Here is a 15,067-nt window from a genome sequence, read left to right on the forward strand (position 1 = left end):
GCAAAAAGGTTTTTATCTTAGTCACACAACCCGATAGCTAACCCGTTTTAACAGGCATCCTGTTGTATAGTAAGCCTTAATACAACACGGTTCGGAGTTGCCCATGGACATCCTGAATAAGCTCCCTCTGTCCTCACTGAGATTGTTCGAGGCCGCCGGGCGAACCTGCTCTTTCACGCTGGCTGCCGGGGAGCTGGGTATAACGGCCAGCGCGGCCAGCCATGCCATCGGTAAGCTTGAAAAGCAGCTGGCCGTGCGCCTGTTCTTCAGAAATACCCGCGAGATGGCGTTAACCGCCGATGGTGAACTGCTGTTAAGGCACGTTCAAAACGCGTTCAGCGAAATAAAACAGGGCGTAAATTCCCTGGCGAAGAGCCAGCAGCGTCCTCTGCGCATACATACTGTTCCAAGCTTCGCCAATCAGTGGCTGCTCTCACGCCTGTCATCTTTTATTCAGCGTCATCCTGAGGTGCAGTTCCGTTTCTCGGCAAATACCGATCCCGTCAGGTTTGAAGACGACGAATTTGATTTAGATATTCTTTACGGTCAGCCAGTCTCCTCCTCGTATCACAGCATTCCTCTGTCGGTGGAGCAGCTGACGCCGCTTTGCAGCCCGCAGGTCGCTGAAAAAATCAGAAAACCCGAGGATTTGTACAGCTGCACGTTGATCCAGTGCGATGCGCAGCTTTATCAATGGCGAGGATGGTTTGAGGAGAATAATTTAGCGCCGCCTGACCAGTACCATTTAAGCTTTGACCGGAGCTTTATGGCCATTAAGGCGGCCGTGGATGGGCTTGGCGTGGTGCTTGAATCCATGCTGCTTGCGGAAAAAGAGATAAAAAATGGCGATCTTGTGTGTCCGCTGGTGGAGACGACCCGGGAGCTGCATTACATCTGTCACTATTTATCCTTCCCGCGCTATCAGCAGCATCCCGCCCTGGAGATGTTTAAAACCTGGCTGCTGAACGAGCTGAATAGTGCGAACCACCGTTAAGGTCGGCTGCGCGAAGAAAAGAAGCGGCTGAAAATGTTTAACCGCTCATGACGGTCTAGTCAGGCATAGAAGCCCCGGCTGGCAGAGGCTCCTTGATCGTCATGACGACCAGCAGACACACAAATGCGGCGATGGAAAGGCTGATAAACACCGCGTTCCAGTCGTATTTGTCCAGCAGCACGCCCACGATAAGCGGCATGATCATCGCACCGCTGTTACCGCCCATATTGATAATAGAATAGGCTATCGGGTAGCACTCTTTTGAAACTCTTCCCATCGCATAAACAGAATAGGCTGAGTAGCCAAGAGAGAGCAATAAACCGATACTGAACAAAATGATCCCCAGGCCCACCTTGCTTTGCGGAGCGAAAACCATAACGCCCATCATGATAATCGTGCAGAAGGCGCTGAACAGCATCAACGGCTTGCGCCGCTTGCCAAACAGATTATCTGACATCCAGCCGCCCAAAAGATTGCCCAGCACGTTCCCGGCAAACGGCGTCGAGGCGAGAATAGCCGAGTTAATAATATTGAAGCCGTGCTCCTGCAGCAGATACTTAGGTAGCCAGGACATCAGTACACCGTCCACAATTCCCACCATGCACATGTAGCCGATGGCGGCACCGTAAATATCCCAGCTGGTAAAGATCTCACGGGAATTTTGCAGTTGAGGTAAGTTTCGCGTTCTGATAAGGCGGTCGATTAAACCGAATTTAAAGGGGCGATACAGTAGCCTGGCCGGTTCTTCTTCTCCGGCGGCAACCGTTTGTGCAGTATTATCATTGATGTAGTCTGCTTCTTCCTGATTAACAAACGGACTCTCGGAGGGTTTGTTTCTGACCAGCACGTACCACACCACTGCCAGAACAATGCCGGGAATGGAGAAGAAGTAAAAAATATGTCTCCAGTCGTAGTTAATCAGTATCCAGGCGCAAATCGGCGGCACCAGGAACGGGCCGAATTTTGAGCCCGCGAGGAATAGCCCGGTTGCGGTTCCTTTCTCCTTACTGGGGAACCAGTTATTAATGGTCGTAGTAGAGCTGATAACTACCGGCGCTTCGCTAACCCCAACCAGCGTTCTCAGGATCTTAAGATGCAAGAAAGAATCTACCCGCCCCATAAAAAACGTAAACAGTGATGTTAAGGCCATGCCCAGCGCGTACGAAAAGCGGATGCCTTTTTTACGGACCAGATAGCCGGAGGGGATCTGGCATAAGGCATAGCCTGCGAAGAACAGGCTAATGATGATGCCGACATCGGTATTGTTCAGCCTGAACTCATCCTGAATATAGGGGATAGCAAAGCCAATGTTTGCCCTGTCGGCCTGAGCGACAACGAAAATGATAAATATCAACGCCATGACGAACCAGCGATAGCTGCTCTTTCGCACGTTCTTTTTTGTGTTCACGGATTCAATGTTATTAGTCGACATATCAACCTCAAATAGCGTAGCGGAGGTAAAAGTGAGAAGCCGCCTCTGCGGCGGCTTAAAGTTATTGAAGACGACGTTTGATTTGTTCAACCATGCAGGCTTTTGAGATGCCGTAGCGATCGTGCAGGGTTGGCAGGGCTCCGGCATGCAGAAACTCGTCCGGCAGCGAGATGACGTCAAACTCGCAGCTGACGCCCTTGCGCATCAGCAGAGCGGCAACGGCTTCGCTCAGGCCGCCAATACAGCTATGGTTTTCCGCAGTAACAACCAGTCGTCCTGGTTTTGCTGCCTGGGCAAGAAGGGTATCTTCATCCAGCGGCTTAATTGTTGGCACGTGCAGCACCGCAGCGCTGATATTATCCCTGCGCAGCGCTTCGGCGGCTTCCAGCGCGCGCATGGTCATCAGGCCTGAAGAGATAATCAGAACGTCGTTACCTTCCTCCAGCAGCTTCGCTTTGCCGATTTCAAATTTATAATCATATTTATCAAGTACAAGCGGCACCTTACCGCGAAGCAGGCGCATGTAAACTGGCCCCTGATGTTCCGCCAGAGCGGGAACCGCCTGTTCAATTTCCAGCGCGTCGCAGGGGTCGATAATCATCATGCCGGGAATACCGCGCATGATGGCTAAATCTTCCGTGGCCTGGTGGCTCGGCCCGTAGCCTGTGGTTAACCCCGGCAGGGCCGCGCAGATTTTAACGTTGAGATTTTCTTCAGCGATAACCTGATGAATAAAATCATAGGCACGGCGCGTGGCGAAGACCGCATAGGTGGTGACGAAGGGCGTGAAGCCTTCTTTTGCCATTCCTCCCGCCGCGCCCATAAGCAACTGCTCCGCCATCCCCATCTGGAAAAAACGTTCCGGATACGCCTGGGCAAAAATATGCAGGTCGGTATATTTTGAGAGATCCGCCGTCATACCGACGACATCCGGGCGCGTTTTCGCCAGAGCAACCAGCGCATGGCCGAACGGCGCTGAGCGGGTTTCCTGGCCCTCATCTGCGATGGAGGCGATCATGGCGGAGGTGGTTAAGCGGGGTTTGCTTTGGGAAATCTGGCTCATGACAGCGCTCCTTCCGGTTTGTTGGCATCGAGTACGGCCAGCGCCTTTTGCCATTCGTCGGCATCGACGCGGATAAAATGGTTCTTGTCGCGGGTTTCCAGGAAAGGCACGCCTTTGCCCATCAGCGTGTCGCACAGAATGACGCGAGGTTGGTCTCCGACATGGTTTTTCGCGTTTTCAAAAGCGCTAACGACTGCCGCAACGTCGTTCCCATTGACGCGTTGCACGTACCAGCCAAACGAGGCCCATTTATCTTCCAGCGGCTCAAAACCGAGAATTTTTCGTGAATCGCCGTCGGCCTGCTGTTTGTTAATGTCGACAATATTGATCAGGTTCGACAGGCCATGATGCGCAGCCGACATTGCTGCCTCCCAAGTGGATCCTTCGTCCAGCTCGCCGTCGGACATCGAGTTGATCACCAGCGACGCGCTCTCTTTTTGCCGTAGCCCCAGCGCCATGCCTACCGCAATGCTTAAGCCCTGGCCGAGGGATCCGCCGGACATCTCCATCGCCGGGGTATAGGTTGCCATGCCTGACATAGGCAGACGGCTGTCATCGAACCCGTAAGTCTCGAGCTCTTCTTCAGGGATAATGCCTGCTTCAATCAGCGCGGCGTAATACGCGATGGCGTAATGGCCGTGGGACAGCAAAAAGCGATCGCGGGCTTCCCAGCCCGGATCGGCCGGACGGTAATTCATGATGTGCGCGAAGGCCGTAGCCAGCACGTCGGCGTACCCCAGCGCCTGGCCGATATAGCCCTGGCCCTGTACTTCCCCCATGCGCAGGGCGTAACGGCGGATGCGCCAGGCCGCTGCCTCGACTTTCTGCAGTTTCGTTTGTGACATAAATAAATTCTCTATCGGTTAATTAATAAAGGCTAATTTTCCAGTATTAATTGTTAGTGGCTTTTAGAATGATGAATAGGGAGCGGGCCGGGAGGGTTAGTTATTTCCAGGTTTCTATAACCCGGCTGTCATCATTAAGTTCAAGACCCAATTCTTTTGCCTTCAGATAGCGCTGATGCGCGATATTCAGTAATGGAACCTCTGCCTGATGTTTTTTTGCGGCCTCGGCAACCAGACCGCTATCTTTAATGAAAATATTAATGGTGCTTGTTACTTCAACACTCTTGTCCTGAAGCATCCGCGGCCCCCGGTCCGAAAGCATCCATGAACCGGCGGCCCCTTTTTCAACCAAAGGTAAGACTTTGGCCGGGTCGATACCCAGGGCTCCTGCAAGGCTTAAAGCTTCTGCGGCGGCAACAATATGCACGGCGCAAAGGTGCTGGTTGATGACTTTAATAGCCTGTCCTTCACCGACATTTTCCCCGACGGGACAAAGGGTGCCCATTGCGGAAAGTACCGGAGTGACTTTTTCAATTTCCGCTGGCTTACCGGCAGCAAATATCATTAACTCACCTGTTGCCGCACGCGCTGTCCCACCTGTGACGGGGGCGTCCACTACCTTCGCACCGGCAAGTAATAGCGTCTGCGATGCTTCGCGAACGGCATCGGGACCAACCGTAGACATAATCACCCAGGTTTGACCGGCGACCGTGTCCCCGGCGTCAATAATCAGCTGCTTTAACTGCTCGGGTGTTGCTACCATAACGACCACCACTTCAGTGGCGGCAACCATTTTTATATTCGGCTGGACAACAATATTATATTTCGCTGCTTTTGCCCGCGAGACTTCCGATATATCTATGCCGGTCACATGGTGCCCGACGCTTTGAATTTGTCTTGCCATTGGTAGCCCTATTGCTCCAACGCCCACGAATGTAACATTCATGATATTCCCTCCTTTACGGCAAATATAGCTAACAGAAATAGAAATAGCGGTTCCCACATAAAAACAGATGCCCGGGGTAATAATTAAATTAAATAACCTTTATCTTGAGCGGGCAAATGCACCTTATTCATAAGCTTGTGAATGTTATTCATTAACTATAAGGGAGGATCGCGGCGGAACGGCGAGCCGAGTGAGGGGTAAAACGTTCAAGCCTGAAAACGTGAAGATCCTCGTTTGATATCACTCACAACTGCCGCACGGTGGAGAAGCCCGTCGTCCCCTATGGCATGCGCAATCTGTGAGAAAGGTCTCTTCGTTTTTTGACGTCCCAGCGACGCAATATACGCACCGGCAGGCGGATTCCGCTGATTGTTGTTCGTTTTATGAGCGATTAATGAAATGGCTTACAAGAGAAAAGCTTTTCGCTGTGCAAAAGTGGTTCTGCGTTATCAACAACAATAACAGGCAGGAGAAAACAGTGGACAGCATCGAAGTGGCGATCGAAAAGCATATCCGTGCGTTTCCGGAATCGCTTATTAACTACCTTAAAAACGATTATAAAGACGATCTGATGGTCGTGATTGATGACCTGGTCCCGCTTGAGATCAGGTTAGCGATGGAGGACGAAGCCCGCCGTCTCCTCCAGGAAGAAGCTTTACGCAGAGAAGTGATCATCGCCCAAAGCGGCAACACGCCGCGCGCCTACGACAGCGTTGGCCGCAATGCGATCCGCGAGAAGGGCCAGTACATCTCGGCGTTTTTTGACAGCCCCAGCATCCTGAATTTGCTTTCCCGCATTACCGGCGAGCCGCTCTACAAGGTGCCCTACGAGCCGGAAGAGTTCATTATTAATTCCCAGAACCGCAGCGGCGATACCCACGGCTGGCACTGGGATGACTACTCCTACGCGCTGGTGTGGGTGGTTGATGAGCCGGACGTCTTCTCCGGCGCGCGCGTCGAATTCGTGCCTAACATTCCCTGGAAAAAAACCGATACCCGCGACTGGATCAGGAACGTGCTGACGGAGTACACCATCCATAGCCGCCACGTCGCCCAGGGGCAGTGCTATCTGCTGCGGGCCAGGGATGCACTGCACCGCATCTCCCCGCTGACCAAGGAGTCACGCCGCACCGTCATCGTTTTCACCTATGCCAACGATCTTGACCTTGCGGATGCCAGCCTGACCCATGACTCCATGGAAGCGATTTATCCGCAGGACACCCAGACCCAACCATTGTGAGACGAGAATGATGACCTCTATCAGAGAAAATGCGGGCGGCATGAACGACCGGGCCGGTTTTCCGGTGTTCTTTACCAAAGTGTCTGAGCACCTCGGGCGCTACGACGAATACGGTGATATCGCCAGGCAGATAGCCGACCTGTTCCCGCCGTCGCTCTACCCAACCGCCGTCGATATCTGCTGCGGCATCGGCAAGATGAGCCACGCCCTTGCGAACTGCGGCTATAAAACCCTCGGCATTGATTTATCCGCCGAGCAGCTGGAAATTGCCCGCCAAATCTCCCCCGGCCCCGACTACGTCCGCACCGACATGGGGGCGCTGCCGCCGGGCCAGTACGACCTGCTGCTGAACATCTACACCAGCTTCGGGTACTACAACACGGAGGAAGAAGATCTGGCCGTGCTGTCCGAGTGGTACAAGGCGCTGCGCCCCGGCGGCGTGCTGATTATGGAGCTGGCGGACATGGACCGCGCCAGAAACCGCATTGATAACTCCGGCTGTCTGATCCGCATTAATCAGGGCGTAACGGAATACCTCTTTATGGACTGGGATAAGCAGCTGCTGACCGTCGATTACGAAAAGGACGATATGAACTGGTCCTGCGTCACCCGCCTGTATGAAAAGGAAGTGCTGCGCAGCGCGCTGCTGAAGGCGCGGTTCAAAACGGTGGAAATCTACGGCAGCTTCGACCGTCGTCCAAAACATGAAGACAACAATCTCATTCTTATCGCGCAAAAAGGACTGTCATAATGACGAAAACAATTTGTATTGTGGATGCCTATTCTACCGGTGCCGAACTGGCTCCCCTTTTTGTGAAAGAGGGCTGGAACTGTATTCACGTGCAGTCGAGCGAATCGATCCCGCTCGATTATTTAGCCACCTATCGCCCCCTCTCCTTTAAGAAGATTTTAATCCTCAGAAACGACGATATTGCGGCGAAAAGGGAGCTTGCTGACAGGCTCAAAGAGTTTGCGCCCGACTTTATTATTCCCGGCACTGAAACCGGCGTTGAGCTGGCGGATTTTCTCTCCAGCGAGCTGGGGACGCCGGGCAACAGCTGGCAGACCAGCGCGCTTCGCCGCGACAAATATTCTATGCAGGAGGCGCTGCGTGCCGGCGGGCTGCGCGCCATTCGTCAGACGGTCACGGACTCTCTGGCAGAGGCCTCGCAGTGGGTGAGAGAGGTGAACGGCTGGCCGGTGGTGGTCAAGCCGCTGGACAGCGCCGGGGCGGACGGTGTGCGCTTTTGCCATAACGATGACGAGCTGGCGGACGCCTTCCATAATATTTTCGGCAAAACCAACAGGCTGGGGCTGGTCAACCGCAAGGTACTGCTCCAGGAAAGGCTGATCGGCAGGCAGTTTATCGTTAACGGCGTGAGCATCAACGGCGAGCACCTGATAAGCGAAGTCTGGTCGGACGATAAAAAAGAGGTCAAAAACGCCTCGCTGATCTGCGAAAAAGAGGTGCTGCTGCCCTACCACGGTGAGATCCAGGACGAACTGGTCGACTACACCCGCCAGGCCCTGACGCTGCTGGGCATCGAAAACGGCCCTTCCCACAGCGAACTGATGTTGACCGCCACCGGCCCGGTGCTGATTGAGACGGCGGCCCGTATGCAGGGCACCATCATGCATAGCGCGGTCATCGCCGCCCTTGGCTACAGCCACGTTACCCTGACCGCCGAGCGGTATCTGCAGCCGGATCGCTTTGCCGGTCGGCTGGCCGCGCCTTATCAGCTGAATAAAGAACTCTTCTGCGTGACGCTTGCCTCCGAGCGTGAGGGAACGGTGAAAGAGAACCGCTGCCAGGATTTGCTGGGCGAGCTGGCTTCTTTCTACGGGGTGATGCATACGCCTGAGAAAGGGGAGCGGATCTTCTGCACCACGGATCTCTTTACGAATCCGGGCATTATCTATCTTTGCCACGCCGAGCTTAAGCAGATCGAAGCGGACTACGCGGCTATTCGCAACATGGAAAAACAGGGCTCCCTGTTTGAACTGGCCTGAGACCGCTATGAATAAAAATACGGGTGCCCTTTTTGGTTTGATTATGGTGTTTTGCTATAACTTCCTCGACGCGGGAAAGGAAGTTTATTCAGGCTATTTAGTCCAGTCCGCTCACCCAATGCAGGTGACTTTTATTATCTTCAGCACCGTCCTGATTTTCTTTCAGATCTACTGCTATTTAAGGATGAAGCAAAGCTACGCCGCCCCGCTGGGTAACTTAAAAGTGGTCTTTCTGCTGAATATCACAACGGCGGGGTCGTGGATAACTTTCTTCTACTGTCTGAAATATCTGGAGCCGGCCGTTGCCGCGGCAATTATCACCGGGGTGGCACCCGTATTAATGGTCTTTATTTCCCCGCTGTTTTTCAGCACCGACAGGCGGCAGTACCGCCTGCTGTTGCTGCTGGGGATAGCCGCAAGCTCCCTGTGGCTGAGCTTCATCAGCCTGCGGGAAGGCGATCTGGTCTATAACCTGACGGCGGAAGAGGTGATTACCGGCATTCTGCTGTGCGTGGCCTGCGCGTTTTTCAGCATCTTTTCTAACGTGTTCAGCAAGCGTCTTAGCGAAGAAGCCTGTCCGCCGGAGGCCATTATGGCGCACAGGTTCTACCTGACCGTGCTGCTGACCTGCGCCTGGAGCATGCAGCTTCCCGGCGGCGAACACCTTGAGGTGCAGATGTTCCCGGGCGTGCTGATCCTGGCGCTGCTGGGCGTTATCATCCCGCTGTGGTGCCTGCAGTACGGCATAAAAGCGTTACCGCCGTCACAAATTATGGTGTTAATTTCTGTGAGTCCGGTCTTTACCTTCGCGTTTCAACTTTTTGATCCCCGCCTGTCGCCTTCGGCTTCATCGTTTGTTGCGATAATGTTAATCTGCTTCTTTTCGCTGGCGGCTGAAGTCTGGCGCATTCAGTACAAAGAACGGGTTATCGAGAATGGGTATCACGGCCTACCGGAAGATAGAGGGCGTTGAGGTAACGCTCTCTGACAGCACTAACCACGTTTTTCCCAAACATTCTCACGATGAGTTTTATCTGGGGGCCAACATCTCCGGCCGGGAAAAAATCTGGCTGGACGGCAAGCGCTCCGAGGCGAGCATCGATGAGATAACGGTCTATAACCCAGGCCAGGTCCAGGCGGCCACGCCGACGCCGTACGACTGGGTTTATTACAGTTTCTATATTCAGCCGGAGATGATGGCGGAATTAACGGGGCTGCCCGCCGACGAAGAGTTCAAAAAAAGCGTTTTTGCCGCCCCGGATATCGCCGCGCTGATCGCCCGCACCGGGGCTTTTTGCCTCATCGGCCACCACGGCGAAAATGAGATGCTCGAAAAGCTTTCAACGCTGCTCTGCGCGCTGGTTAAGCGCACCGGGAGCCGCACAAAATTTTGCGTTCACGACAAGGACGCGCTGCTGGCTGAGCGCATAGCCTTACGCCTGCGCGAAGATCTGTACGAGCCTCCATCACTGAAAGCCCTCTCTGCGGAATTCGGCCTGACCTCGGTGCAGCTTGTCCGCGTTTTCAACGCCCACTTTGGCCTGCCTCCCTTTGCCTGGCTGAAAGGGGAAAAGCTCAAAATCGCCAGGCAGCTTATTCTGCGCGGCCTGCCCCTGGCGGATATCGCCGCCGGGCTGGGCTTTTCCGACCAGCCCCACTTTACGCACAGCTTCCGGGATATGTTCGGCGTGACGCCGGGGCAGATGTTCCGCCTGGCGAAGGCCTGATTAAGCGTGGGTTTGCGTCCGCACCAGCGCGGTTTCCTTGGCCAGCAGGTAAGGGCGCAGATAGCCAACCGTGTTCGACAGCGGCAGAACATCGTCATGCAGGTGAATATTCAGCACGTCTATGAGATAAGCCCGACGAGCGGTAATTCGCTGCCACAGCGCCGGGTACAGCGTGGCGATATCCAGCCGCAAAGCCTCATCGGCCAGGGCAATGGTGTCCTCGATGCTTGCTCCCGCGTAGCCTTTGCGGGACGGAATAATATCTATTTGCAGCAGCATGCCGCTGGCCAGCGGGATTTGGGACGCCGGAGAAATCGGCGAACACAGCCACTCTTCATCGGCCACCAGATGGCCCGGATTCAGATGCCAGTGGTACTCCGCCTGCGGTAACACCCGCTCGATTAAGTCATAAATCTCATGGCCCTTCACGCCCACTTTAATAAACTCAAGCCAGCTCACCACCGCGTGGTAATAAGGGATGGCAACGACGTCCAGATAGTCCCGCACTTCCGGCTTCAGCTCGTCCGCACCGTTCACCACGTACGCCGCCCGGCTGGTCAGCCCGCCCTTGTAGCTCACGGTAAGCGAAAACTTATCCCCGGGCTGGATCTGCTTATCAGATGGGTAAAGGTTGGCGTATTCGAATCGTTCCCCGGTGGCGGCGATGGTCACCACGTTATTCAGCTGTCCGTCGGCGGCGAGCAGGGCCGCTATCTCTTTTTCCGTTTTTCCCGTCCCGACGGCATCAAGCGCGGTTAGCGCAGCGCTGGAAGCCAGATTCGCCCCGTATTCATAATAGGCAATTTCATTGGCATTATTCCGCGTTCTTGCGCCGAACTGCGGCGAAATAAAGACGTCTGTGGCGTTCAGTAAGGTCGCTCCGGCAGGAAGGGCAGCCTGGATGGCCTGGAACACGAAGGTGGGGATATCGAAAAAGGATTTATTATCTTCATAAGCACCGGTAAAAAGTTTCCATCCTGCAATACCCACGCGTTTTTGATCCTTAAGCCCTGCGCAGCGTAATACCTCTTTCAGCGTTAAATCCGTGTCCATCGGCTGATTCGGCAGTGAGAACCAGGGAGCATGAACCACCTCTGCAGGCGTGCGGGAGTGCGCTGCCAGCTTAAGGTTTTCATTGCCGAGCACTAAAACCGCCTGCCCGTCGCCGTGCAATATCAGCAGCGCCTCTTCGAAGCGTGGGATAAACCCCGTCAGGTATTCAAAGTTGCCGCCGTGTTCTTTATCGGCATACACAACAAGCGTGTCGAGCTGCTGGCGAGCCATCTGCTGAAGCACTTTGCTGCGGCGCTCTTCAATCGTCCGCCCGGTCAAGGTTGTGCTGGGAAGATTAAAGTAGATCGCAGGCGATTTTATGGTTGCAAGGCTGAATGCTGAATGTGGCACGGTAGGGTTTCTCCATAAACTGTCTGTGGTTTCAACCTTACTAAATTGCAGCCAACAACACCCGCCCCAGCGTCCGAACTGCGGCGTAGATCTCCTCGTCCGTGAAGCCTCCCAGCCCCAGCAGCACGCCCGACTGGCTTTTTCCCGGCGAATACATGTGGGAAACGGCCCGCAGGGAGATCCCGGCGGCAACGCCCTTGTGCACCACTTCGGGCATAGAGTCATGCTCATCAGTAGCTGCAAATGCTGCATTAAAGTAATAACCTGCTATATCACTGTGTTTTTTGCTGAATATATGAAACTAAGATAAGGAAAAAATGGGATTTAGATTGTTGTAATTTGTTTTGTCTTTTAGATGATTAATTATCAGAATATAAACTATATAATATATCTCGACATAATTAATGCCAGCCCTCCAGCTATAAATAATTTTAATAAACCCTGCGCGACAAGCCTTGCAGCGTGTCTTATGCGAAATGTGACAATAATAATGAAATTAATCTATATCCCCGTATTGTCAGTTTTTGTCTTTCTTGTTATATCTAGTTCACTAAATTTTAACATGTCGTTCATGTTCATGTTCATGTTCATGTTCAGGTGGGGATATCATGCAGAATATTGGCGAGGCTGTAGAGAATATATCTTCAGCCAAAGAGAATGTGGGTGATGGTATTGACTCTTTAAATGCGGCATGGAGTTTTGGTGGTAACACACCAAAGCATTTCGACGCGCATGTCTCAAAGTCAGTGCCAAAATATCAGGATGGGCATGACATTATTCTTTCTTTAAGCGATTACTTTGTTAATAAGCACTCTATTGTATATGAACTGGGTAGTTCAACCGGAGCATTAACCTGTAAAATGGCCCAGCGTCATAAGCAGGCAGCTTCATTTATCGGTATCGATATTGAAGAAGCGATGACCCTCCAGGCGAATGAAAAATTACTTGAGATGCCCTCGATTAATAATGTTAGCTTCGTGACGGACAATATTCTTAATTACCCATTTGAAAAAAGTGACTTTATCGTTGCTTATTACACGGTGCAGTTTATTCCACCACGAATTCGGCAGGCGTTGTTCGACCGGATTTACGAATCGTTAAACTGGGGTGGAGCTTTTGTGTTGTTTGAGAAAGTTCGCGGGCCAGATGCCCGATTTCAGGACATTATCAGTAACCTGTATGTGGATTATAAAATTGAACAGGGCTATGCGCCCCATGAAATTATTGCGAAGTCACGTTCGTTAAAAGGCGTCATGGAACCTTTTTCAAGTGCGGGTAACCTTGATTTATTTAATCGGGCGGGCTTTGTCGACGTTATGTCTGTGTTTAAGCATATTTGTTTTGAAGGCTTCTTCGCTATTAAGTAATGGGTGGTGTATGGATTCTCAGGGCATTTTGAATTATTTGTCGTTACTTAATATGGATAGTCACTATTCAGCTATTAAGGTTAATTGTGAGATATGTCATAGCGATAAAAAACTACCGTTACTGCAATCAGTTGAAGGGCCAGTAGGGGCCATGGTTGACTTGTCTGTGGTCGGTTGTCAGGACTGTGGACATATTTATCAGGAGTGTTGTTTCTCCCCTGATTTTTATCAGCATTATTACGATAAATTTTATCGGCTGAACTTATTTGGTGACAGCGAGCCAGACAAAGCTTTTTTTATTGATCAGATAAAGCGTGGTGATGCCTTATTTAAAAGTCTTGCCAGTTGGTTACCTGAAACGGGACGCCTTCTCGACGTAGGCTGTTCGGCAGGGGGGCTGATGATCCCTTTCGCCAAGCGTGGCTGGCAGGTTGCGGGTAACGACCCCGATGGTGTTTATGCCGATTATGGACGCCGCATTGGGCTGGATATTCTGACGATCGGCGCTGAAGCTATGCCGACGGATAATCAGGCTGAGCTGATAATTATTAACGGTTCGCTTGAGCATGTTTACGATGTGAATGCTGTGATGAACCGGTGTCGCCAGATTGCTGCCAGCAACGGCCTGTTGCTGATTGAAGGACGCGCGCTGGGTTACGGTTTACAACAAGGTCATTTGACCCACAACCATCGACGCTTTCTTTCGGCGCACAGCATAGAGCAGTTGATGCTCCGGCACGACTGGCAGCCCGTCATGACAACCAGCACCCCATTGTGCGGACCAACACGACCCGGTGCAATATTTGTGCTGGGAAGGGCGGGGGTGAAAGATAAAAAGGCCCTCAGCGCGGCCCAAAAAAATGGTCAGCAGTGGTTGCAAGTCGAATTACTACCACAATTTGTCAACATGAGGGGGCGCCATGAGCGAGTCTGTAGAGTGCAGCACGCCTGAAGCTCCCTGTTTGTGCTACCGCAATGAGTTAACCCATGAGTCATTTGTGGCGGCGGGAGAAACCAAATACCGCGTCTACGATCCGAAGAATGATATTGCCTATGAACTGGGGCAGAACGAGTTTTTGCTGGTCAGACTGTTTGATGGTGCGCGTAATGTCGAAGACATTCAGCATCAGGTTCGTGTCACTTTGCGGGGCAATCTTAGCGAGCGGCGGATTCTCGCGTTTGGTGAGAAGATGTTACGCCTTGGTTTACTTGCCCGTGATGGCGAGCAGGGGGGGTTACATCGCGATCCCGCGACGGGCATCACCTATGGTCCCCTTAAACGTTTCCTGCTGGTGAATCTCATCAAAATGGACCCTCAGCCGCTGCTGGACTGGCTGTATCCCAGATTTACCTGGCTGTGCAGTCCGTTAATCGTCGGGTTAATGTTGATGTGTACCATCAGCTGCTTTGTATTTTTACTCAGCCACTGGACCCTTTTTTATCGTGACATGCTGCATACCTATACCTCGGGCTGGTCGTGGCTGGCATGGCACTACCCGGTGGTGCTCAGTTCTATCGCGATTCATGAGCTTGGGCATGCGCTGAGTTGTCGACATTATCGTGTGCGCGTCACGGACTTTGGTATTGGTGTCTATCTATTGCTTGCTACCGGATGGGTTCGCCCGGAACAACGACGCTGGTCAGATCTGAGTGCTGAACAGCGTGCTAATACGATTCTAATGGGACCGCTTGCCAGCTTTTATTATGCAGCCGCCGGGATTGTCGTTTGGGCGATGACCCCTTCCAGCGTGGTGTTCCATGATCTGGGCGTGGTGATGATTGTTGCCTCTTTCCTTTCTCTTATTCCGACACTTTTACCTTGCTTCAATGGCGATACCTATCTGGCCATCACTGAGTTTTACAACCAACCGCGGCTGCGGCAGCGGGCACTGCTTTATTGTCGCAAACGTCTGGCAGGCAAAGCCGATGTCGATGACAACGCCAATCTTTACTGGGGGGTAACGCTCTTGACCGCTGCCGGGTGGCTACTGGCCTGGTGCGGTATCGTGGCCCTGATTATTCGTGTCTTGTGAATGAGG

Annotated in this window: 15 protein-coding genes; 9 read left to right on the forward strand and 6 right to left on the reverse strand. The window is 52.7% G+C overall.

From position 1 onward, the window contains the following. The first annotated feature begins 103 nt into the window (after positions 1-103). The gene (locus ACA108_01055; protein XEX96165.1) at positions 104-994 is read left to right on the forward strand and encodes a LysR substrate-binding domain-containing protein; all 891 of its coding nucleotides are present in this window, start codon (positions 104-106) and stop codon (positions 992-994) included. 55 nt (positions 995-1,049) lie between these two features. Here ACA108_01055 and ACA108_01060 read toward each other — a convergent pair whose 3' ends face one another. The 4 genes from ACA108_01060 to ACA108_01075 all read right to left on the reverse strand — a co-directional run bounded on the left by ACA108_01060 (position 1,050) and on the right by ACA108_01075 (position 5,280). After that, a complete protein-coding gene (locus ACA108_01060) occupies positions 1,050-2,426 on the reverse strand; it encodes an MFS transporter (GenBank protein ID XEX96166.1) in 1,377 nt (458 codons plus the stop codon). Positions 2,427-2,487: 61 nt separating this feature from the next. Next, complete coding sequence (locus ACA108_01065; GenBank protein XEX97997.1) at positions 2,488-3,480, reverse strand: transketolase family protein; 993 nt, start codon at positions 3,478-3,480, stop codon at positions 2,488-2,490. 5 nt (positions 3,481-3,485) lie between these two features. Beyond that, positions 3,486-4,334 (reverse strand): transketolase, encoded by an 849-nt coding sequence (locus ACA108_01070; GenBank protein ID XEX96167.1) that lies wholly within the window; start codon positions 4,332-4,334, stop codon positions 3,486-3,488. A 100-nt stretch (positions 4,335-4,434) separates the two neighbouring features. Next, positions 4,435-5,280, reverse strand: a complete 846-nt coding sequence (locus ACA108_01075; protein XEX96168.1) for an NAD(P)-dependent oxidoreductase — start codon at positions 5,278-5,280, stop codon at positions 4,435-4,437. A gap of 478 nt (positions 5,281-5,758) precedes the next feature. On the opposite strand from ACA108_01075, the gene ACA108_01080 reads away from it, so the two are divergent. From ACA108_01080 to ACA108_01100, 5 genes are read left to right on the forward strand one after another with little or no spacing between them, the layout of a single operon-like run. Further along, a complete protein-coding gene (locus ACA108_01080; GenBank protein XEX96169.1) occupies positions 5,759-6,520 on the forward strand; it encodes a hypothetical protein in 762 nt (253 codons plus the stop codon). A gap of 7 nt (positions 6,521-6,527) precedes the next feature. Next, complete coding sequence (locus tag ACA108_01085) at positions 6,528-7,271, forward strand: class I SAM-dependent methyltransferase (GenBank protein XEX96170.1); 744 nt, start codon at positions 6,528-6,530, stop codon at positions 7,269-7,271. Further along, a complete protein-coding gene (locus ACA108_01090; protein XEX96171.1) occupies positions 7,271-8,530 on the forward strand; it encodes an ATP-grasp domain-containing protein in 1,260 nt (419 codons plus the stop codon). The genes ACA108_01085 and ACA108_01090 overlap by 1 nt, the downstream gene beginning before the upstream one ends. A 7-nt stretch (positions 8,531-8,537) precedes the next feature. Beyond that, positions 8,538-9,503, forward strand: coding sequence for a DMT family transporter (locus ACA108_01095; GenBank protein ID XEX96172.1), 966 nt, complete (start codon positions 8,538-8,540; stop codon positions 9,501-9,503). Next, positions 9,466-10,257, forward strand: a complete 792-nt coding sequence (locus ACA108_01100; protein XEX96173.1) for a helix-turn-helix transcriptional regulator — start codon at positions 9,466-9,468, stop codon at positions 10,255-10,257. The genes ACA108_01095 and ACA108_01100 overlap by 38 nt, the downstream gene beginning before the upstream one ends. Here the strand turns inward: ACA108_01100 and ACA108_01105 are convergent, their stop codons facing one another. Both ACA108_01105 and ACA108_01110 read right to left on the reverse strand, forming a co-directional pair. Then, complete coding sequence (locus tag ACA108_01105) at positions 10,258-11,661, reverse strand: M24 family metallopeptidase (protein XEX96174.1); 1,404 nt, start codon at positions 11,659-11,661, stop codon at positions 10,258-10,260. It lies immediately after the preceding gene. A gap of 40 nt (positions 11,662-11,701) precedes the next feature. Continuing rightward, positions 11,702-11,878, reverse strand: coding sequence for a hypothetical protein (locus tag ACA108_01110; GenBank protein ID XEX96175.1), 177 nt, complete (start codon positions 11,876-11,878; stop codon positions 11,702-11,704). A 391-nt stretch (positions 11,879-12,269) separates the two neighbouring features. Here ACA108_01110 and ACA108_01115 point away from each other — a divergent pair, with 391 nt between their 5' ends. Genes ACA108_01115 through ACA108_01125 form a run of 3 tightly spaced genes read left to right on the forward strand, consistent with a single transcriptional unit; the run spans position 12,270 to position 15,061 of the window. Beyond that, positions 12,270-13,028 (forward strand): methyltransferase domain-containing protein, encoded by a 759-nt coding sequence (locus tag ACA108_01115; GenBank protein XEX96176.1) that lies wholly within the window; start codon positions 12,270-12,272, stop codon positions 13,026-13,028. A 10-nt stretch (positions 13,029-13,038) separates the two neighbouring features. Next, positions 13,039-13,980, forward strand: a complete 942-nt coding sequence (locus tag ACA108_01120) for a class I SAM-dependent methyltransferase (protein XEX96177.1) — start codon at positions 13,039-13,041, stop codon at positions 13,978-13,980. Next, positions 13,949-15,061: a M50 family metallopeptidase gene (locus ACA108_01125; GenBank protein ID XEX96178.1), complete on the forward strand. Its 1,113-nt coding sequence runs from the start codon at positions 13,949-13,951 to the stop codon at positions 15,059-15,061. The genes ACA108_01120 and ACA108_01125 overlap by 32 nt, the downstream gene beginning before the upstream one ends. The last annotated feature ends 6 nt before the right edge of the window (positions 15,062-15,067 follow it).

This window comes from Dryocola sp. LX212 (assembly GCA_041504365.1).
Classification (GTDB): Bacteria; Pseudomonadota; Gammaproteobacteria; order Enterobacterales; family Enterobacteriaceae; genus Dryocola.

What these genes read in the sequence shown, in the direction of transcription:
- ACA108_01055 (XEX96165.1), top strand. Translation starts at nt 104, where the DNA reads ATGGACATCCTGAATAAGCTCCCTCTGTCCTCACTGAGATTGTTCGAG.
- ACA108_01060 (XEX96166.1), bottom strand. Translation starts at nt 2,426, where the DNA reads ATGTCGACTAATAACATTGAATCCGTGAACACAAAAAAGAACGTGCGA.
- ACA108_01070 (XEX96167.1), bottom strand. Translation starts at nt 4,334, where the DNA reads ATGTCACAAACGAAACTGCAGAAAGTCGAGGCAGCGGCCTGGCGCATC.
- ACA108_01075 (XEX96168.1), bottom strand. Translation starts at nt 5,280, where the DNA reads ATGAATGTTACATTCGTGGGCGTTGGAGCAATAGGGCTACCAATGGCA.
- ACA108_01085 (XEX96170.1), top strand. Translation starts at nt 6,528, where the DNA reads ATGATGACCTCTATCAGAGAAAATGCGGGCGGCATGAACGACCGGGCC.
- ACA108_01090 (XEX96171.1), top strand. Translation starts at nt 7,271, where the DNA reads ATGACGAAAACAATTTGTATTGTGGATGCCTATTCTACCGGTGCCGAA.
- ACA108_01095 (XEX96172.1), top strand. Translation starts at nt 8,538, where the DNA reads ATGAATAAAAATACGGGTGCCCTTTTTGGTTTGATTATGGTGTTTTGC.
- ACA108_01100 (XEX96173.1), top strand. Translation starts at nt 9,466, where the DNA reads ATGGGTATCACGGCCTACCGGAAGATAGAGGGCGTTGAGGTAACGCTC.
- ACA108_01110 (XEX96175.1), bottom strand. Translation starts at nt 11,878, where the DNA reads ATGCCCGAAGTGGTGCACAAGGGCGTTGCCGCCGGGATCTCCCTGCGG.
- ACA108_01115 (XEX96176.1), top strand. Translation starts at nt 12,270, where the DNA reads ATGCAGAATATTGGCGAGGCTGTAGAGAATATATCTTCAGCCAAAGAG.
- ACA108_01120 (XEX96177.1), top strand. Translation starts at nt 13,039, where the DNA reads ATGGATTCTCAGGGCATTTTGAATTATTTGTCGTTACTTAATATGGAT.
- ACA108_01125 (XEX96178.1), top strand. Translation starts at nt 13,949, where the DNA reads ATGAGCGAGTCTGTAGAGTGCAGCACGCCTGAAGCTCCCTGTTTGTGC.